The organism is Aliamphritea hakodatensis, from assembly GCF_024347195.1.
Taxonomy (GTDB): domain Bacteria; phylum Pseudomonadota; class Gammaproteobacteria; order Pseudomonadales; family Balneatricaceae; genus Amphritea; species Amphritea hakodatensis.
In genome coordinates, this window is the sequence record NZ_AP025281.1 from 4,614,840 (window position 1) to 4,629,436 (window position 14,597).

A 14,597-nucleotide genomic window follows, 5' to 3' on the forward strand; every position below is an offset into this window, starting at 1 on the left:
ACAAACTCTAATCCGTCTCGCTTTTCAGCAAGCTCTTCAATGTATCTTCAGTTCTTGATCATGTTGCAGTCTTCTCTGCAACCAAACGCTTTTGGCGTTATATGGTCAAGCCTCACGAGCAATTAGTACTGGTTAGCTCAACGCCTCACAACGCTTACACACCCAGCCTATCAACGTCCTGGTCTTGAACGGCTCTTCAGGGGACTCAAGGTCCCAGTGAGATCTCATCTTGAAGGGGGCTTCCCGCTTAGATGCTTTCAGCGGTTATCCTGTCCGAACATAGCTACCGGGCAATGCCATTGGCATGACAACCCGAACACCAGAGGTTCGTTCACTCCGGTCCTCTCGTACTAGGAGCAACTCTTCTCAAATCTCAAACGTCCACGGCAGATAGGGACCGAACTGTCTCACGACGTTCTAAACCCAGCTCGCGTACCACTTTAAATGGCGAACAGCCATACCCTTGGGACCGGCTTCAGCCCCAGGATGTGATGAGCCGACATCGAGGTGCCAAACACCGCCGTCGATGTGAACTCTTGGGCGGTATCAGCCTGTTATCCCCGGAGTACCTTTTATCCGTTGAGCGATGGCCCTTCCATACAGAACCACCGGATCACTAAGACCTACTTTCGTACCTGCTCGACGTGTCTGTCTCGCAGTCAAGCGCGCTTATGCCTTTATACTCGATGCATGATTTCCGACCATGCTGAGCGCACCTTCGTACTCCTCCGTTACTCTTTGGGAGGAGACCGCCCCAGTCAAACTACCCACCACACAATGTCCGCGATCCCGATAAGGGACCTGCGTTAGAACCTCAATAGTACCAGGCTGGTATTTCAAGATTGGCTCCACTCGAACTGGCGTCCAAGTTTCAAAGCCTCCCAGCTATCCTACACAAGTAATATCAAAGTCCACTGCGAAGCTATAGTAAAGGTTCACGGGGTCTTTCCGTCTAGCCGCGGATATACGGCATCTTAACCGCAATTTCAATTTCACTGAGTCTCGGGTGGAGACAGTGTGGCCATCGTTACGCCATTCGTGCAGGTCGGAACTTACCCGACAAGGAATTTCGCTACCTTAGGACCGTTATAGTTACGGCCGCCGTTTACTTGGGCTTCGATCAAGAGCTTCGCCGAAGCTAACCCCATCAATTAACCTTCAAGCACCGGGCAGGCGTCACACCCTATACGTCCACTTTCGTGTTTGCAGAGTGCTGTGTTTTTAATAAACAGTCGCAGCCACCTAGTATCTTCGACCCCCAACAGCTTAGAGAGCAAGTCTCATCACCGTCAGGGGCGTACCTTCTCCCGAAGTTACGGTACCATTTTGCCTAGTTCCTTCACCCGAGTTCTCTCAAGCGCCTTGGTATTCTCTACCTGACCACCTGTGTCGGTTTGGGGTACGATTTCTTGTTATCTGAAGCTTAGAAGTTTTTCCTGGAAGCATGGCATCAACCACTTCGTCCAAAAGAGGACTCGTCATCAACTCTCAGCCTTAGGGAACCGGATTTTCCTAATCCCCCAGCCTACAGCCTTAAACACGGACAACCAACGCCGTGATGGCCTAGCCTTCTCCGTCACTCCATCGCAATAACAAGAAGTACAGGAATATTAACCTGTTTCCCATCGACTACGCCTTTCGGCCTCGCCTTAGGGGTCGACTCACCCTACCCTGATTAGCATTGGATAGGAACCCTTGGTCTTCCGGCGGGGAGGTTTTTCACCCCCCTTATCGTTACTCATGTCAGCATTCGCACTTCTGATACCTCCAGGATGCCTTACAGCTTTCCCTTCAACGGCTTACAGAACGCTCCTCTACCACGCAGACAAGCTGCGTCCGTAGCTTCGGTGTATGGTTTGAGCCCCGTTATATCTTCCGCGCAGGCCGACTCGACTAGTGAGCTATTACGCTTTCTTTAAAGGGTGGCTGCTTCTAAGCCAACCTCCTAGCTGTCTAAGCCTTCCCACATCGTTTCCCACTTAACCATAACTTTGGGACCTTAGCTGACGGTCTGGGTTGTTTCCCTTTCCACGACGGACGTTAGCACCCGCCGTGTGTCTCCCATAATTGCACTCTACGGTATTCGGAGTTTGCATCGGGTTGGTAAGTCGGGATGACCCCCTAGCCGAAACAGTGCTCTACCCCCGTAGGTGAGATATGAGGCGCTACCTAAATAGCTTTCGAGGAGAACCAGCTATCTCCGAGCTTGATTAGCCTTTCACTCCGATCCACAAGTCATCCGCTGGCTTTTCAACGACAGTCGGTTCGGTCCTCCAGTTGATGTTACTCAACCTTCAACCTGCCCATGGATAGATCGCTCGGTTTCGGGTCTAATCCCAGCAACTATACGCCCTATTAAGACTCGGTTTCCCTACGGCTCCCCTAAACGGTTAACCTTGCTACTGAAATTAAGTCGCTGACCCATTATACAAAAGGTACGCAGTCACAGAACAAGTCTGCTCCCACTGCTTGTACGTACACGGTTTCAGGTTCTATTTCACTCCCCTCACAGGGGTTCTTTTCGCCTTTCCCTCACGGTACTGGTTCACTATCGGTCAGTCAGGAGTATTTAGCCTTGGAGGATGGTCCCCCCATATTCAAACAGGATATCACGTGTCCCGTCTTACTCGATTTCACTGCGTATAAGTTTTCGTATACGGGGCTATCACCCACTACGGCCGCACTTTCCAGAGCGTTCTACTAACTACAACACAGCTTAAGGGCTGGTCCCCGTTCGCTCGCCGCTACTAGGGGAATCTCGGTTGATTTCTTTTCCTCCGGGTACTTAGATGTTTCAGTTCCCCGGGTTCGCCTCTCTAAAGCTATGTATTCACTTAAGAGATACCCAGCTTATACTGGGTGGGTTTCCCCATTCGGAAATGTTTGGATCAAAGTCTGTTTACCGACTCCCCAAACCTTATCGCAGGTTACCACGTCCTTCATCGCCTCTGACTGCCAAGGCATCCACCGTGCACGCTTAGTCACTTGACCATATAACCCAAAAGGGTCTGATTCAAAGTAACTGATAAAACTTCATAGCCAACTGTTAAACAGTTAACGCTGAAGTAACGATACATTTACGCCGGATTAGCGCTTGTACATTTGTCTTACTTAATTCTCGTTTTTACAGGATTTAAATTGTTAAAGAGCGTTTAAAGCAAAAAGCTTTAAAAGATAGTCACTTAAGCGTGAGTATTTTTTAAAACTTTCCTAAACTTGAGCGAAATTTCGATCGTCACTGCCGAACTTTTCATTAATCGAGGCAAGTTTTGAGGACGTGTAGCCTGCTACACGACGAGAAACTTAACGAAGAGAAATGGAAAGTTGGTAGGCCTGAGTGGACTTGAACCACCGACCTCACCCTTATCAGGGGTGCGCTCTAACCAGCTGAGCTACAAGCCTATATCTTGGTATAAATACCAATTCGCTCTCTTTACATTCTGATCAGATAATTCGTGTGAACGCTTGCTAAGAATCCGCTATCGTTTAAGGAGGTGATCCAGCCCCAGGTTCCCCTAGGGCTACCTTGTTACGACTTCACCCCAGTCATGAACCACACCGTGGTAACCGCCCTCCCGAAGGTTAAGCTAGCTACTTCTGGTGCAATCCACTCCCATGGTGTGACGGGCGGTGTGTACAAGGCCCGGGAACGTATTCACCGTGACATTCTGATTCACGATTACTAGCGATTCCGACTTCATGGAGTCGAGTTGCAGACTCCAATCCGGACTACGACCGGTTTTGTGAGATTAGCTCCCCCTCGCAGGATTGCAGCCCTCTGTACCGGCCATTGTAGCACGTGTGTAGCCCTACTCGTAAGGGCCATGATGACTTGACGTCGTCCCCACCTTCCTCCGGTTTGTCACCGGCAGTCTCCTTAGAGTTCCCACCCGAAGTGCTGGCAAATAAGGACAAGGGTTGCGCTCGTTACGGGACTTAACCCAACATTTCACAACACGAGCTGACGACAGCCATGCAGCACCTGTCACTGCGTTCCCGAAGGCACATCAGAATCTCTTCCGACTTCGCAGGATTTCAAGAGTAGGTAAGGTTCTTCGCGTTGCGTCGAATTAAACCACATGCTCCACCGCTTGTGCGGGCCCCCGTCAATTCATTTGAGTTTTAACCTTGCGGCCGTACTCCCCAGGCGGTCTACTTAGTGCGTTAGCTGCGCCACTAAGACATCAAGTGTCCCAACGGCTAGTAGACATCGTTTACGGCGTGGACTACCAGGGTATCTAATCCTGTTTGCTCCCCACGCTTTCGCACCTCAGCGTCAGTATCAGACCAGGTGGTCGCCTTCGCCACTGGTGTTCCTTCCTATATCTACGCATTTCACCGCTACACAGGAAATTCCACCACCCTCTTCTGTACTCTAGTTATCCAGTATCAGGTGCAGTTCCCAGGTTGAGCCCGGGGCTTTCACATCTGACTTAAATAACCGCCTACGCGCGCTTTACGCCCAGTAATTCCGATTAACGCTCGGACCCTCCGTATTACCGCGGCTGCTGGCACGGAGTTAGCCGGTCCTTCTTCTGCAGTTAACGTCACAGTATGCACGTATTAAGTACACACCTTTCCTCACTGCTGAAAGTGCTTTACAACCCTAAGGCCTTCTTCACACACGCGGCATGGCTGCATCAGGCTTGCGCCCATTGTGCAATATTCCCCACTGCTGCCTCCCGTAGGAGTCTGGGCCGTGTCTCAGTCCCAGTGTGGCTGATCATCCTCTCAGACCAGCTACGGATCGTCGCCTTGGTAGGCCATTACCCCACCAACTAGCTAATCCGACGCAGACTCATCTGATAGCGCAAGGCCCGAAGGTCCCCTGCTTTCCCCCGTAGGGCGTATGCGGTATTAATCCAAATTTCTCTGGGCTATCCCCCACTACCAGGCAGATTTCTACGCGTTACTCACCCGTCCGCCGCTCGTCAGCAAAGTAGCAAGCTACTCTCTGTTACCGCTCGACTTGCATGTGTTAAGCCTGCCGCCAGCGTTCAATCTGAGCCATGATCAAACTCTTCAGTTTAATTTTTTCGACACCGGAATTGGGTGTCTTAAATCCAGCTCAAAGTTACACTAACTTTCATAAAAACATCTTAAATGAATTCACGTGTTTGTCCGAAGACAAAAGTTGCTTACTTTGATAAAGCTTTTGTGCTTCATCTCAACAAGCGCCCACACGAATTATCTGATCAAATTGTTAAAGAGCGTTGCTTAAAACCACTTTCGCAACCGGTGTAACCGTCGTTGCTGTCGTCTCAAGCGAGGTGCGTATTTTACTCAACACCCGGTGGAAGTCAACGGTTATTTTCAGAAGATTTTGATTAATTCCGAAGAACTTATCAAACCCGGAAAACACCTTTTTCGTTCCGGTCGAATCAGTTGACTCACACTGCAAAACAATTTGTTTTTCAGTAGTTTATTCTGACTCTCATTAAGCTTGCTTAGCTGCGTTGCCGCTGCCCTGCGTCTCAATGTGGGGGCGTATTATAGGCACGCTGACCGAAGAGTCAATAGGCTTTTTGCAGAAAGCTGAAATTAGTTTTGCAGACCGTCAGCAATGTATAGCATGCGCATAAAAACCCCGTCTTTTCAGACGGGGTCCACCATGAACCTTAATGTATATTTTGTTATGAGATATAACTCAGCGGCACAACGGTTTGCCATAAAAGTACACTGGTAACAATCATACCCACCAGCGTACACAGACCCACTGTCAGTATTGAAGAAGAAAAGAAGAATGCACGGTCTTCAGGAATCTCCATTATCACCGGCACACCCACATATAACAGGTAAACGGCATAACAAAGCGCACCTAATCCCACCAGCACATTAAACCATAGCATCGGGTAAAGGCCGGCCAGCCCCGACATAAACAGCGGTGTTGCTGTAAAGGTTGTCAGAATCAGACATTCATTCATATTCACGTGACCACCGTAGGTCTTTTCCATCCAGTGAATTGAATAAGCAATAAACGCCACCGCTACCCAACAGGCAAAGTAAAATGCCACCGCTGCAGATAACGCGCTTCCCACCGTCAGCTTAACGAAGTCATTACCTGTCAGGCTCCAGCCAATCTGAGTGGTACCTATAAACATACTCACTGCAGGGATTGCTGCCAGAATACTGATTTGCGCCATGAATACATGTGCAATGCTGTAGCGTTCTTTGTGAATGGATCCCCACTCTTCTTTCGGGTGGTGAAACATGCCAACCATATGGTGTATAAACATGATACTTCTCCTAATTTTGAATTTAAGGCGTATCAGTTGGCTATGACCGACTCCCATTTTTCGGTGTTAAGCGCACTCACGCCTCAATTACGCAGCTAGGTCAGTAACCTGTTGCCGCTCCATCAGACACTCATCTTTCCTCTAGAGTCCGAATACTAATCCCATTGAATAATGATCTATCAACAGCACTACAAACAGCCACATTATGTAGTAGATGCTGTATCTGAACATGGCCATCTGGCTGCCGGACACATCGGTAAATACTTTCCAGCCCCAGTGCAAAAACCTTATGTTCAGTATGCTGATCCCCAGTAAATAAATCAGCCCGCTCATGCCCGTTAAATAAGGTAATGCTGTTGTTGCCACCATTAACAGGCTGTAAAGCAGAATCTGTATCTTTGTATACGTCTCACCATGCGTCACCGGCAACATCGGAATACCTGCATTCTGGTAATCCGCTTTTCTGGCCAGACACAGTGACCAGAAGTGTGGCGGTGTCCACGCAAATATTATCAGTACTAATAATAGACTGTTCGCTTCAATGCTGCCGGTTATTGCCACCCATCCCAACATCGGAGGGGCCGCGCCGGCAATGCCGCCGATCACAATATTTTGCGGTGTTGCCCTTTTCAGATATACCGTATAGACCACCGCATACCCCAGCAGTGCCAACAGTGTCAGTACCGCTGTTAAGGGATTCACTAACAGCGCAAGTATTGTTAAACCAACGACCGATATAACACAGGCAAACACCAGTGCCTGCTGTTGAGAAAGCCGCCCCTGAGGTAAAGGCCGTCGCCGGGTACGGTACATTTTTTCATCAATTTTATTATCCAGCACATGATTAACTGCCGCTGCACCTCCGGACGCCAGGCCGATACCAATCGTAGCCCACAACACCAGATGCCAGGGTGGCAGTTCAGTACGTGCCAGAAACATTCCCACAATCGCCGTCAGCAACATGACGGCAACAACTCTTGGTTTACACAGTTCCAGATAGTCCCGCCACTGTACGTGCTGAAGACTTCTTACGGATTTAGACTGCGACATAGTGCACCTCCGTTCTGACTCTCTGATACAACCAAAGTAAACTGACCAGCAATAACACTGCGCCTGAGTGATGCGCCATTGCCAGCCCCAGGGGTAAACCGAAGATAATATTGCCAACACCCAGGCCGACCTGAACAGCCACCACCAGCAACACACAGACTAATGGCCCGCGCAGTGCCGGCCGGCGGAACAATATTGTTGCCAGTACAAGCAGATATACAGATAACAGCACCGCTGCCCCACGGTGTGTCATCTGAATCGCTGCCCGGGCTTCCAGCGACAACATGCCACCTTCGTAATTCGGACCAACCGGTGCGGAGATATCAAAACCGGTTTTAAAATCCAGCGGAACCGCCTGTTCATCCGTACACTGCAACCAGTGAGGACAGGACCACCCCGCGTAGTTAGCGCTTGTCCAACCGCCCAGAACTAACTGAGTGAACAGCAGTACCACGGCACCGCCCACCAGCCAGTGATGGCTTTTTTTCTGCGTTTCTCTGATCGGAGATTCCCTTAACTGGTGATACAGCCGAATCAGTAAACTCAGTGTTAGAAGCCCGCCCATTAAATGCAGGGTTACCACCACAGGTAACAGCTTCAATGTCACCGTCCACATGCCAAACAACCCCTGCGTAATCACCAGCACCAAGAGTCCGTATGACAGATACACAGGATAATCCGCTTGCTGGCGATGACGATATGCAAGCCAGGCCAGCAACATGATCACCATTCCCAGTGAAGAGGCCAGATAACGGTGCACCATCTCGATCATGCCTTTACTGGTATCAACACGTCCGCCGTATGTCTCTTCAGCCAACGCTATTTCTGTCGGGGTAACCGGTACAACAATCTGCCCGTAACAGCCAGGCCAGTCCGGACAGCCGAGGCCGGCATTGTTGAGCCGTGTCCATGCACCCATAGACACCACCACCAGCGTCATCAGAATGGCCAGCAAACAGATTCGCACGGGCCAGTGATTTCGGAGAACAGGTCTGTTCAAGTTCATAGGGCTCAACCTATTTTGGATACTTTCAGAAGACGCTTCAGGTCATCCAGTATATCTCTGGGAGACTGCTCCAACTGATAGCTCAGCACCGGATTGCCCAGAGGATCCACCAGCACAATGCTCTGGCCGGTACCCGCAGCCACACTGGCCAGCCGCGGTTCCACCCGGTCTGAATCACGTCCAAGTGCTGTTTTTATCTTACCCAGACGCTGCATCCACGCCTGGCAGTCAGACTGACACTGCGGGCTTAACATGATTAACTGCCAGCGGCCATTCGCAACCACTTGCTCCCCCTGCTGCAGCGGGATCTGATCATTGTCACTGATAATCAGTACACCGTTATTTACCTTCCCTGCCGGGTGCCACCAGCCACCAAAGTAGCTCAGCATGGCAAAAAACAAAGGCAATACGGCAACACCAATTACTAACCAGAGGCTGGAAACTTTTGTCATCATAACCCCCCTTATTCAGTTGTAACCTTTACTGTGTGCAGATCTTTGCGCCAAAGACGCCAGCCAAACACGACCAGGCATACAACCAGCGCAATGCTCATCATGAACCACTGAAAGGCATACCCTATATGCCGTTCAGGCGGCATATTCACAGGTGCCCATCCAACCTGAACATCCGGCACTAAAGGCTCACTCATTCTTATTACCTGTGGATAAAGCGCCACATCCGACGCCGCCGATATTGCCGCTAAATCAATTTGCTGAATCCGCTGTGGCCAGCCGGCCTGCCAGCTTGCAGTGCCTAACGTAAAACCACGGAGCGGCGTCACTAAACGCCCTGCAATTTTTATATCCCCGGCAGGTAACGTGACATCCGGCAGGACATTCCTGTCCCGATCCGCAGGCAACCAGCCGAGATTCAGTAACACATACTGCGGTGACGCCTTTACATCTAATATCACCAGCACTTCGTACCCCGCCTGTCCCTGTCGGATACGGTTATCCAGAAACAAAACACGCTGCTGCAGTAACATTCCATGCAGCTCAACGGCCCGACCGTCGTATTCAGAGGCAGCTGTACGGTGGGCAGGTAATGAAGACAGTACCGACTCTGTTGCTTCCCAGCGCTGCAGAATTTTCCGTTTTTGTTCAGCACGCTCCAGCTGCCAGAAGCCTAACCCCGACATAACCGGTACCAGCATCAGCAACAGCCCGAAAACAAGCCGCTTGCGCCAACCCCAGCTATGTTCTTTACTCATATCAGTATCCCTTAAGCGGATTGAGTTTTACCGACACGGAGATTGCAGATAATGCTGATAAAAACTGCCATTCTGATTGTGCTTGCCGCGGTACTGTATTCACTGTTTTCCGGGCTTTACTATTTGATTCGCGATCAGGGTGCTTCCCATCGCACCTTACATGCCCTTTCCGTCCGTATTGCCCTGACGGTCCTGCTGCTTACCTTACTGATCTACGGTTTCTATTCCGGTGAGCTGATGCTGCGCAGCCCTGTGCCTGTCATTACTGAATAATCAGAAGACGTACACAAACAGGAACAAACCAATCCAGACCACATCTACAAAGTGCCAGTACCAGGCAACGGCCTCAAAACCAAAGTGCTTCTCACTGTCAAAATGCCCTTTAAGAATCCTTAACCAGATAATAATCAGCATCAGGGTTCCCAGCGTTACATGCATACCGTGGAACCCGGTCAGGATAAAAAAGGTCGCACCGTAGATGCCTGCATGTAACGTCAGGCCCAGTTCGTTATATGCTTCGGCGTACTCAAGCCCCTGAAAGTAAACAAAGACGAGCCCCAGCAAAATCGTAACCAGCAACCAGAGTTTGATTCCGCCCCGGTTATCCTTCTTCAGCGCGTTATGCGCAAAAGTAACGGTGATACTTGAAGTCACCAGGATGACAGTATTGAGTAACGGTACATGCCAGGGATCAATCACCGCCTGCGCCCCCGGGAACAGCTCCATATCAGGGGTTTGTAATAATGGCCAGGTGGCTTCGAATCCCGGCCAGAGCATATTCGCTGCACCTTTCGCCCCTTCACCGCCTAACCAGGGAACCGCCAGTGTTCGTACATAAAACAGCGCGCCGAAGAAGGCTGCAAAAAACATCACCTCAGAAAAAATGAACCACCCCATACCCCAGCGGAATGAACGGTCCATCTGCGCAGAATACAGGCCCGCCTGACTCTCCTTAATCACATGGCCGAACCAACCCACCAGAATCAGCCCGAGGAGTAAGGCACCAATCAGTAAGGTAACCAGACCCGCACCACCACCGGCATCAGCAGATAAAGCGTTAATCAGGCTGCCGGCACCAAACGCCATCAGAAACAGGGCAACCGATGCCAGAATAGGCCAGCGACTTTCCTCGGGGACGTAGTAGGTTTCATGACTCATAGTTGAACCTCCTCACTGCCTGACGCAGCGGCGAGTGTATCTTCAGGTGTAATATCGAAAAGGGTATAAGAAAGGGTGACCGTCTTAATGTGATCAGGTAACGCATCATCCAGCACAAACAGCAGCGGCATTTCCCGCTGTTCTTTAGCATTCAGTGGCTGACGGTCAAAACAGAAACAGTTCACCTTGCGCAAGTACTGCGCCGCTTCTGCCGGCGCCACGCTGGGTACTGCCTGAGCAATCATGTAACGGTTTGTGGGATTGGTGGCTATATAAGCGGTTTGTTTCATCTCACCGATATAGACTTCCATACTGGACTCACTCGGCCGAAACTCCCAGGGCATCCCACTGTTATTCACCGCAATCAGTTGTACCTGTATCCGGCGATTAACATCGCTGATCACCGCTTCTTCAAGGGGTCCGGTATTCAGTACCTTGCCGTTAAGTCCGGTCACCCTGCAGAAGACATCGTATAAAGGCACCAGAGCAAAACCAAAGCCAAACATCAGTACACAACTGAGTGTCAGGCGAAGAATCAGGCGACGGTGAGTTGCTCTTTGCTCAGCCATAAGGTCACCTTAATCAACCTTCGGCGGTTGACTGAAACTGTGATACGGTGGCGGCGAAGTCAGCGTCCACTCCAGCCCGTGTGAACCTTCCCAAACACGGTCAGTCGCCTTCTTTCCGCCCCTTGCGCAGCAGACAATATTGTAGATAAACAGCAGTTGCGAAAAGCCAAACAGAAAAGCACCTACAGACGCGACCATATTAAAGTCAGCAAACTGTAACGCGTAATCCGGAATACGGCGCGGCATACCCGCCAAACCAATGAAGTGCATCGGGAAGAAGGTAATATTCACGCCTATGAATGACAGCCAGAAATGCAGTTTACCCATGGATTCGTTATACATATTGCCGGTCCATTTCGGTAACCAGTAATAGGTCGCTGCCATAATCGAGAAAATCGCGCCTGGCACCAGCACATAATGGAAATGCGCAACCACGAAATACGTATCGTGATACTGGAAATCCACCGGGGCAATCGCCAGCATCAGGCCAGAGAAACCACCAATAGTGAACAGCACCACAAACGCTACAGCAAACAGCATCGGCGTTTCGAAGGTCATTGAGCCGCGGAACATGGTGGCGATCCAGTTAAAGACTTTCACCCCGGTCGGTACCGCAATCAGCATCGTCGTGAACATAAAGAACAGCTCACCGATCAACGGCATCCCCACGGTAAACATGTGGTGCGCCCAAACAATAAACGACAGGATGGCAATCGAAGAGGTGGCGTACACCATTGAGGTATAACCAAAGAGCTTTTTACGGGCAAACGTCGGAATAATTTCCGAGACGATACCGAATGCCGGCAGAATCATTATGTACACTTCCGGATGACCGAAGAACCAGAACACATGCTGGAACAGCACCGGATCACCGCCACCGGCGGCATTAAAGAAGCTGGTACCGAAATGAATATCCATCAGCATCATGGTAACCACGCCAGCCAGCACCGGCATCACAGCGATCAGCAGAAATGCAGTGATCAGCCAGGTCCAGACGAACAGGGGCATCTTCATAAACGTCATGCCCGGAGCCCGCAGGTTAAAAATGGTCGCAATAATATTGATCGCGCCCATGATGGAGCTTATGCCCATCATATGCACCGCGAAGATAAAAAACGTCACACTGGGCGGCGCATAGGTTGTGGACAGCGGTGCATAGAAGGTCCAGCCAAAGTTTGGCCCGCCACCGTCCATAAACAGGGTCATCAGCATCATGCTGAAGGCAAACGGCAGAATCCAGAAACTCCAGTTGTTCATCCGGGGCAACGCCATATCCGGTGCGCCAACCATCATTGGCACCATCCAGTTAGCCAGCCCGACAAACGCCGGCATGACCGCACCAAACACCATGATAAGACCATGCATAGTGGTCATCTGATTAAAAAAGTCAGGCTGGATCAGCTGCAATCCCGGCTGAAACAACTCCGCCCGGATGGTCAGGGCCATACAGCCGCCCACCATAAACATCACCAGGCTGAAAATCAGATACATGGTGCCGATATCTTTATGGTTCGTGGTATATAACCAGCGGGTTATGCCCTTAGCCGGGCCGTGGTGATGACCCGTTGAAGCTGTTTGCTCAAGCGTACTCATACCCACCCCCTACTCTTCTTTCAGCTGTTTGATTTGCTGCGGTGTGATCATGCCGCCGTCGTTACCCCAGGCATTACGCTCATAGGTAATGACCGCCGCCAGATCCACATCGCTTAGCTGCTCACCGAACGCCTGCATTGCCGTACCGGTCCGGCCATGCACCACAATCCGGGCATGTTCCATCAGACCGTCACTGGCCATCAGCGGTGTATTCACTAATCCCGGGAACGCCCCCGGAATACCCTGGCCGTTAGCCTGGTGGCATGCCAGACAACTGGTTTTGTAAACCTCTTCACCTTTGCTGATCAGCGCTTCCATCGTCCAGGTCTGTTCCGCTGCAGCCTGCGCAGCCTCCTGAGCCTGGGTCTGGGACGCTAACCACAGCTGATAATCTGCTTCACTGCGGGCATCCACCACCACGGGCATAAAGCCATGGTCCCGGCCACAAAGCTCAGCGCACTGCCCCCGGTAAATGCCCGGCTCATCCACAATGGTCCAGGCTTCGTTAATAAACCCGGGAATTGCATCCTGCTTAACCGCCAGTGCCGGTACCCACCAGGAATGAATCACATCATTGGCGGTAATCAGGAAACGGACTTTCTTACCCACCGGAATCACCACCGGGCGGTCCACTTCAAGAAGGTAATTTTCCCCTTTAACTGCCTCGTTATTGATCTGATCCTGAGGGGTTGAAAGGTTACTGAAGAAATCAATATCCTGACCCAGATACTGGTACCGCCATTTCCACTGATAGCCGGTTACCTGAATATTGATATCCGCTTCAGATTTGTCATACATTTTAATCAGGGTTTGGGTAGCGGGCACCGCCATAGCGACCAGAATGCCGAACGGCACAATTGTCCAGAGGATTTCCACCCAGATATGTTCATGAAAATGCTGGGCTTTCGCCCCCCGGGATTTGCGATGATAAACAATCGCCCACAGCATTACGCCAAACACCACTACCGCAATAGCGACGCAGACGTAAAAAATAATCATATGAAGATCAAAAATGGCGTGACTGATTTCCGTCACGCCCCTCACCAGATTTACTTCCCATTCCGCAAAAACAGCTGGCGAAATGACAAACCCTGACAGCAACAGGGCCAATCGGTTGCATCGCATACACAGGTCTCCTTGCTACCGGTTAACGGGTAAAATTAAACGGTTTCGCCTCAGGGCCTTTCTTTGTTTTTTATTCTTCAGCAATTAACAACTTAGTCGAAGGAAGTATAGCAGCAGATATTCAGGGGCAAGGCAGGGAGGCCCCGTGAACCGGGAGAACAGCGATCAGAAGGGATATGCAAACCGGGCCCGAGACAGCATGAAACACGGGCCACAGCGAAATAAAGGAAAACTGAAAAAACATGAAAAAAAATCTCAAAGCTGGTTAAAAAACCACCAGAAACAGGATTTAAATCAGTCATAACTCCGTCAGTTTTATGTGACAAAATGTATCGGATCAGCGTCTCTAAAAAGACTGCATATATTCAGCTGAGCAACCCATTCAGTAAGCCGTAAAGCGCAGCGATAATAACAACGATCAGCATCGCACTGGCCAGCACAGTCAGCAACAACGAGAAAAGAGGTGAGCGGTGTTCTTTACCCTTCCCCGCAGAATGAGGGTGGGAAACAGACAGAAAAACTAACAGGAGTTTGAAACACTGCAGGGTTAATTGCTTACATCTGAGCAACACTGCAGCCACGGGGTCTGAATTAAACATAATACCTCCCGGCCAGCACTTTGACTGAAAGGCAGGTCAGAACCGGTATTT

General features: G+C 50.4%; 11 protein-coding genes, 1 tRNA gene and 2 rRNA genes. 1 reads left to right on the forward strand and 13 read right to left on the reverse strand.

Annotated elements, in window-relative coordinates; genetic code table 11:
- Positions 1-101 precede the first annotated feature (101 nt).
- From PCI15_RS20805 to PCI15_RS20840, 8 genes are all read right to left on the reverse strand, one after another.
- Positions 102-2,991: ribosomal RNA gene (locus PCI15_RS20805) — 23S ribosomal RNA — on the reverse strand.
- 334 nt (positions 2,992-3,325) lie between these two features.
- A tRNA-Ile gene (locus tag PCI15_RS20810) sits at positions 3,326-3,402 on the reverse strand.
- Between the two features lie 85 nt (positions 3,403-3,487).
- Positions 3,488-5,029: ribosomal RNA gene (locus PCI15_RS20815) — 16S ribosomal RNA — on the reverse strand.
- Together the 16S and 23S rRNA genes with 1 tRNA gene alongside form the textbook arrangement of a ribosomal RNA operon.
- A gap of 604 nt (positions 5,030-5,633) precedes the next feature.
- Positions 5,634-6,236: a Yip1 family protein gene (locus PCI15_RS20820; protein WP_271271827.1), complete on the reverse strand. Its 603-nt coding sequence runs from the start codon at positions 6,234-6,236 to the stop codon at positions 5,634-5,636.
- 141 nt (positions 6,237-6,377) lie between these two features.
- On the reverse strand, positions 6,378-7,286 hold the full coding sequence (gene cyoE / locus PCI15_RS20825) for a heme o synthase (protein WP_271271828.1): 909 nt from the start codon (positions 7,284-7,286) through the stop codon (positions 6,378-6,380).
- Positions 7,273-8,253 (reverse strand): COX15/CtaA family protein, encoded by a 981-nt coding sequence (locus PCI15_RS20830; protein ID WP_271271829.1) that lies wholly within the window; start codon positions 8,251-8,253, stop codon positions 7,273-7,275. The genes cyoE and PCI15_RS20830 overlap by 14 nt, the downstream gene beginning before the upstream one ends.
- 44 nt (positions 8,254-8,297) lie before the next feature.
- Positions 8,298-8,747, reverse strand: a complete 450-nt coding sequence (locus PCI15_RS20835) for a redox-active disulfide-containing membrane protein (protein ID WP_271271830.1) — start codon at positions 8,745-8,747, stop codon at positions 8,298-8,300.
- An 8-nt stretch (positions 8,748-8,755) separates the two neighbouring features.
- Positions 8,756-9,502, reverse strand: coding sequence for an SURF1 family protein (locus PCI15_RS20840; RefSeq protein WP_271271831.1), 747 nt, complete (start codon positions 9,500-9,502; stop codon positions 8,756-8,758).
- Between the two features lie 51 nt (positions 9,503-9,553).
- Between PCI15_RS20840 and PCI15_RS20845 the strand changes: the two genes are divergently transcribed.
- A complete protein-coding gene (locus PCI15_RS20845; protein ID WP_271271832.1) occupies positions 9,554-9,775 on the forward strand; it encodes a twin transmembrane helix small protein in 222 nt (73 codons plus the stop codon).
- On the opposite strand, the gene PCI15_RS20850 is transcribed toward PCI15_RS20845, so the two are convergent.
- From PCI15_RS20850 to PCI15_RS20870, 5 genes are all read right to left on the reverse strand, one after another.
- Positions 9,776-10,660 carry a cytochrome c oxidase subunit 3 gene (locus tag PCI15_RS20850; RefSeq protein WP_271271833.1) on the reverse strand — a complete coding sequence of 295 codons (885 nt, stop codon included), beginning with the start codon at positions 10,658-10,660 and terminating at the stop codon, positions 9,776-9,778. It abuts the gene before it with no gap.
- Complete coding sequence (locus PCI15_RS20855) at positions 10,657-11,229, reverse strand: cytochrome c oxidase assembly protein (RefSeq protein WP_271271834.1); 573 nt, start codon at positions 11,227-11,229, stop codon at positions 10,657-10,659. The genes PCI15_RS20850 and PCI15_RS20855 overlap by 4 nt, the downstream gene beginning before the upstream one ends.
- Positions 11,230-11,238: 9 nt before the next feature.
- Positions 11,239-12,822 carry a cytochrome c oxidase subunit I gene (gene ctaD, locus PCI15_RS20860; protein WP_271271835.1) on the reverse strand — a complete coding sequence of 528 codons (1,584 nt, stop codon included), beginning with the start codon at positions 12,820-12,822 and terminating at the stop codon, positions 11,239-11,241.
- A gap of 9 nt (positions 12,823-12,831) precedes the next feature.
- Positions 12,832-13,947, reverse strand: coding sequence for a cytochrome c oxidase subunit II (gene coxB / locus PCI15_RS20865; RefSeq protein WP_271271836.1), 1,116 nt, complete (start codon positions 13,945-13,947; stop codon positions 12,832-12,834).
- Positions 13,948-14,312: 365 nt separating this feature from the next.
- Complete coding sequence (locus PCI15_RS20870; RefSeq protein ID WP_271271837.1) at positions 14,313-14,546, reverse strand: hypothetical protein; 234 nt, start codon at positions 14,544-14,546, stop codon at positions 14,313-14,315.
- Between the last annotated feature and the right edge of the window lie 51 nt (positions 14,547-14,597).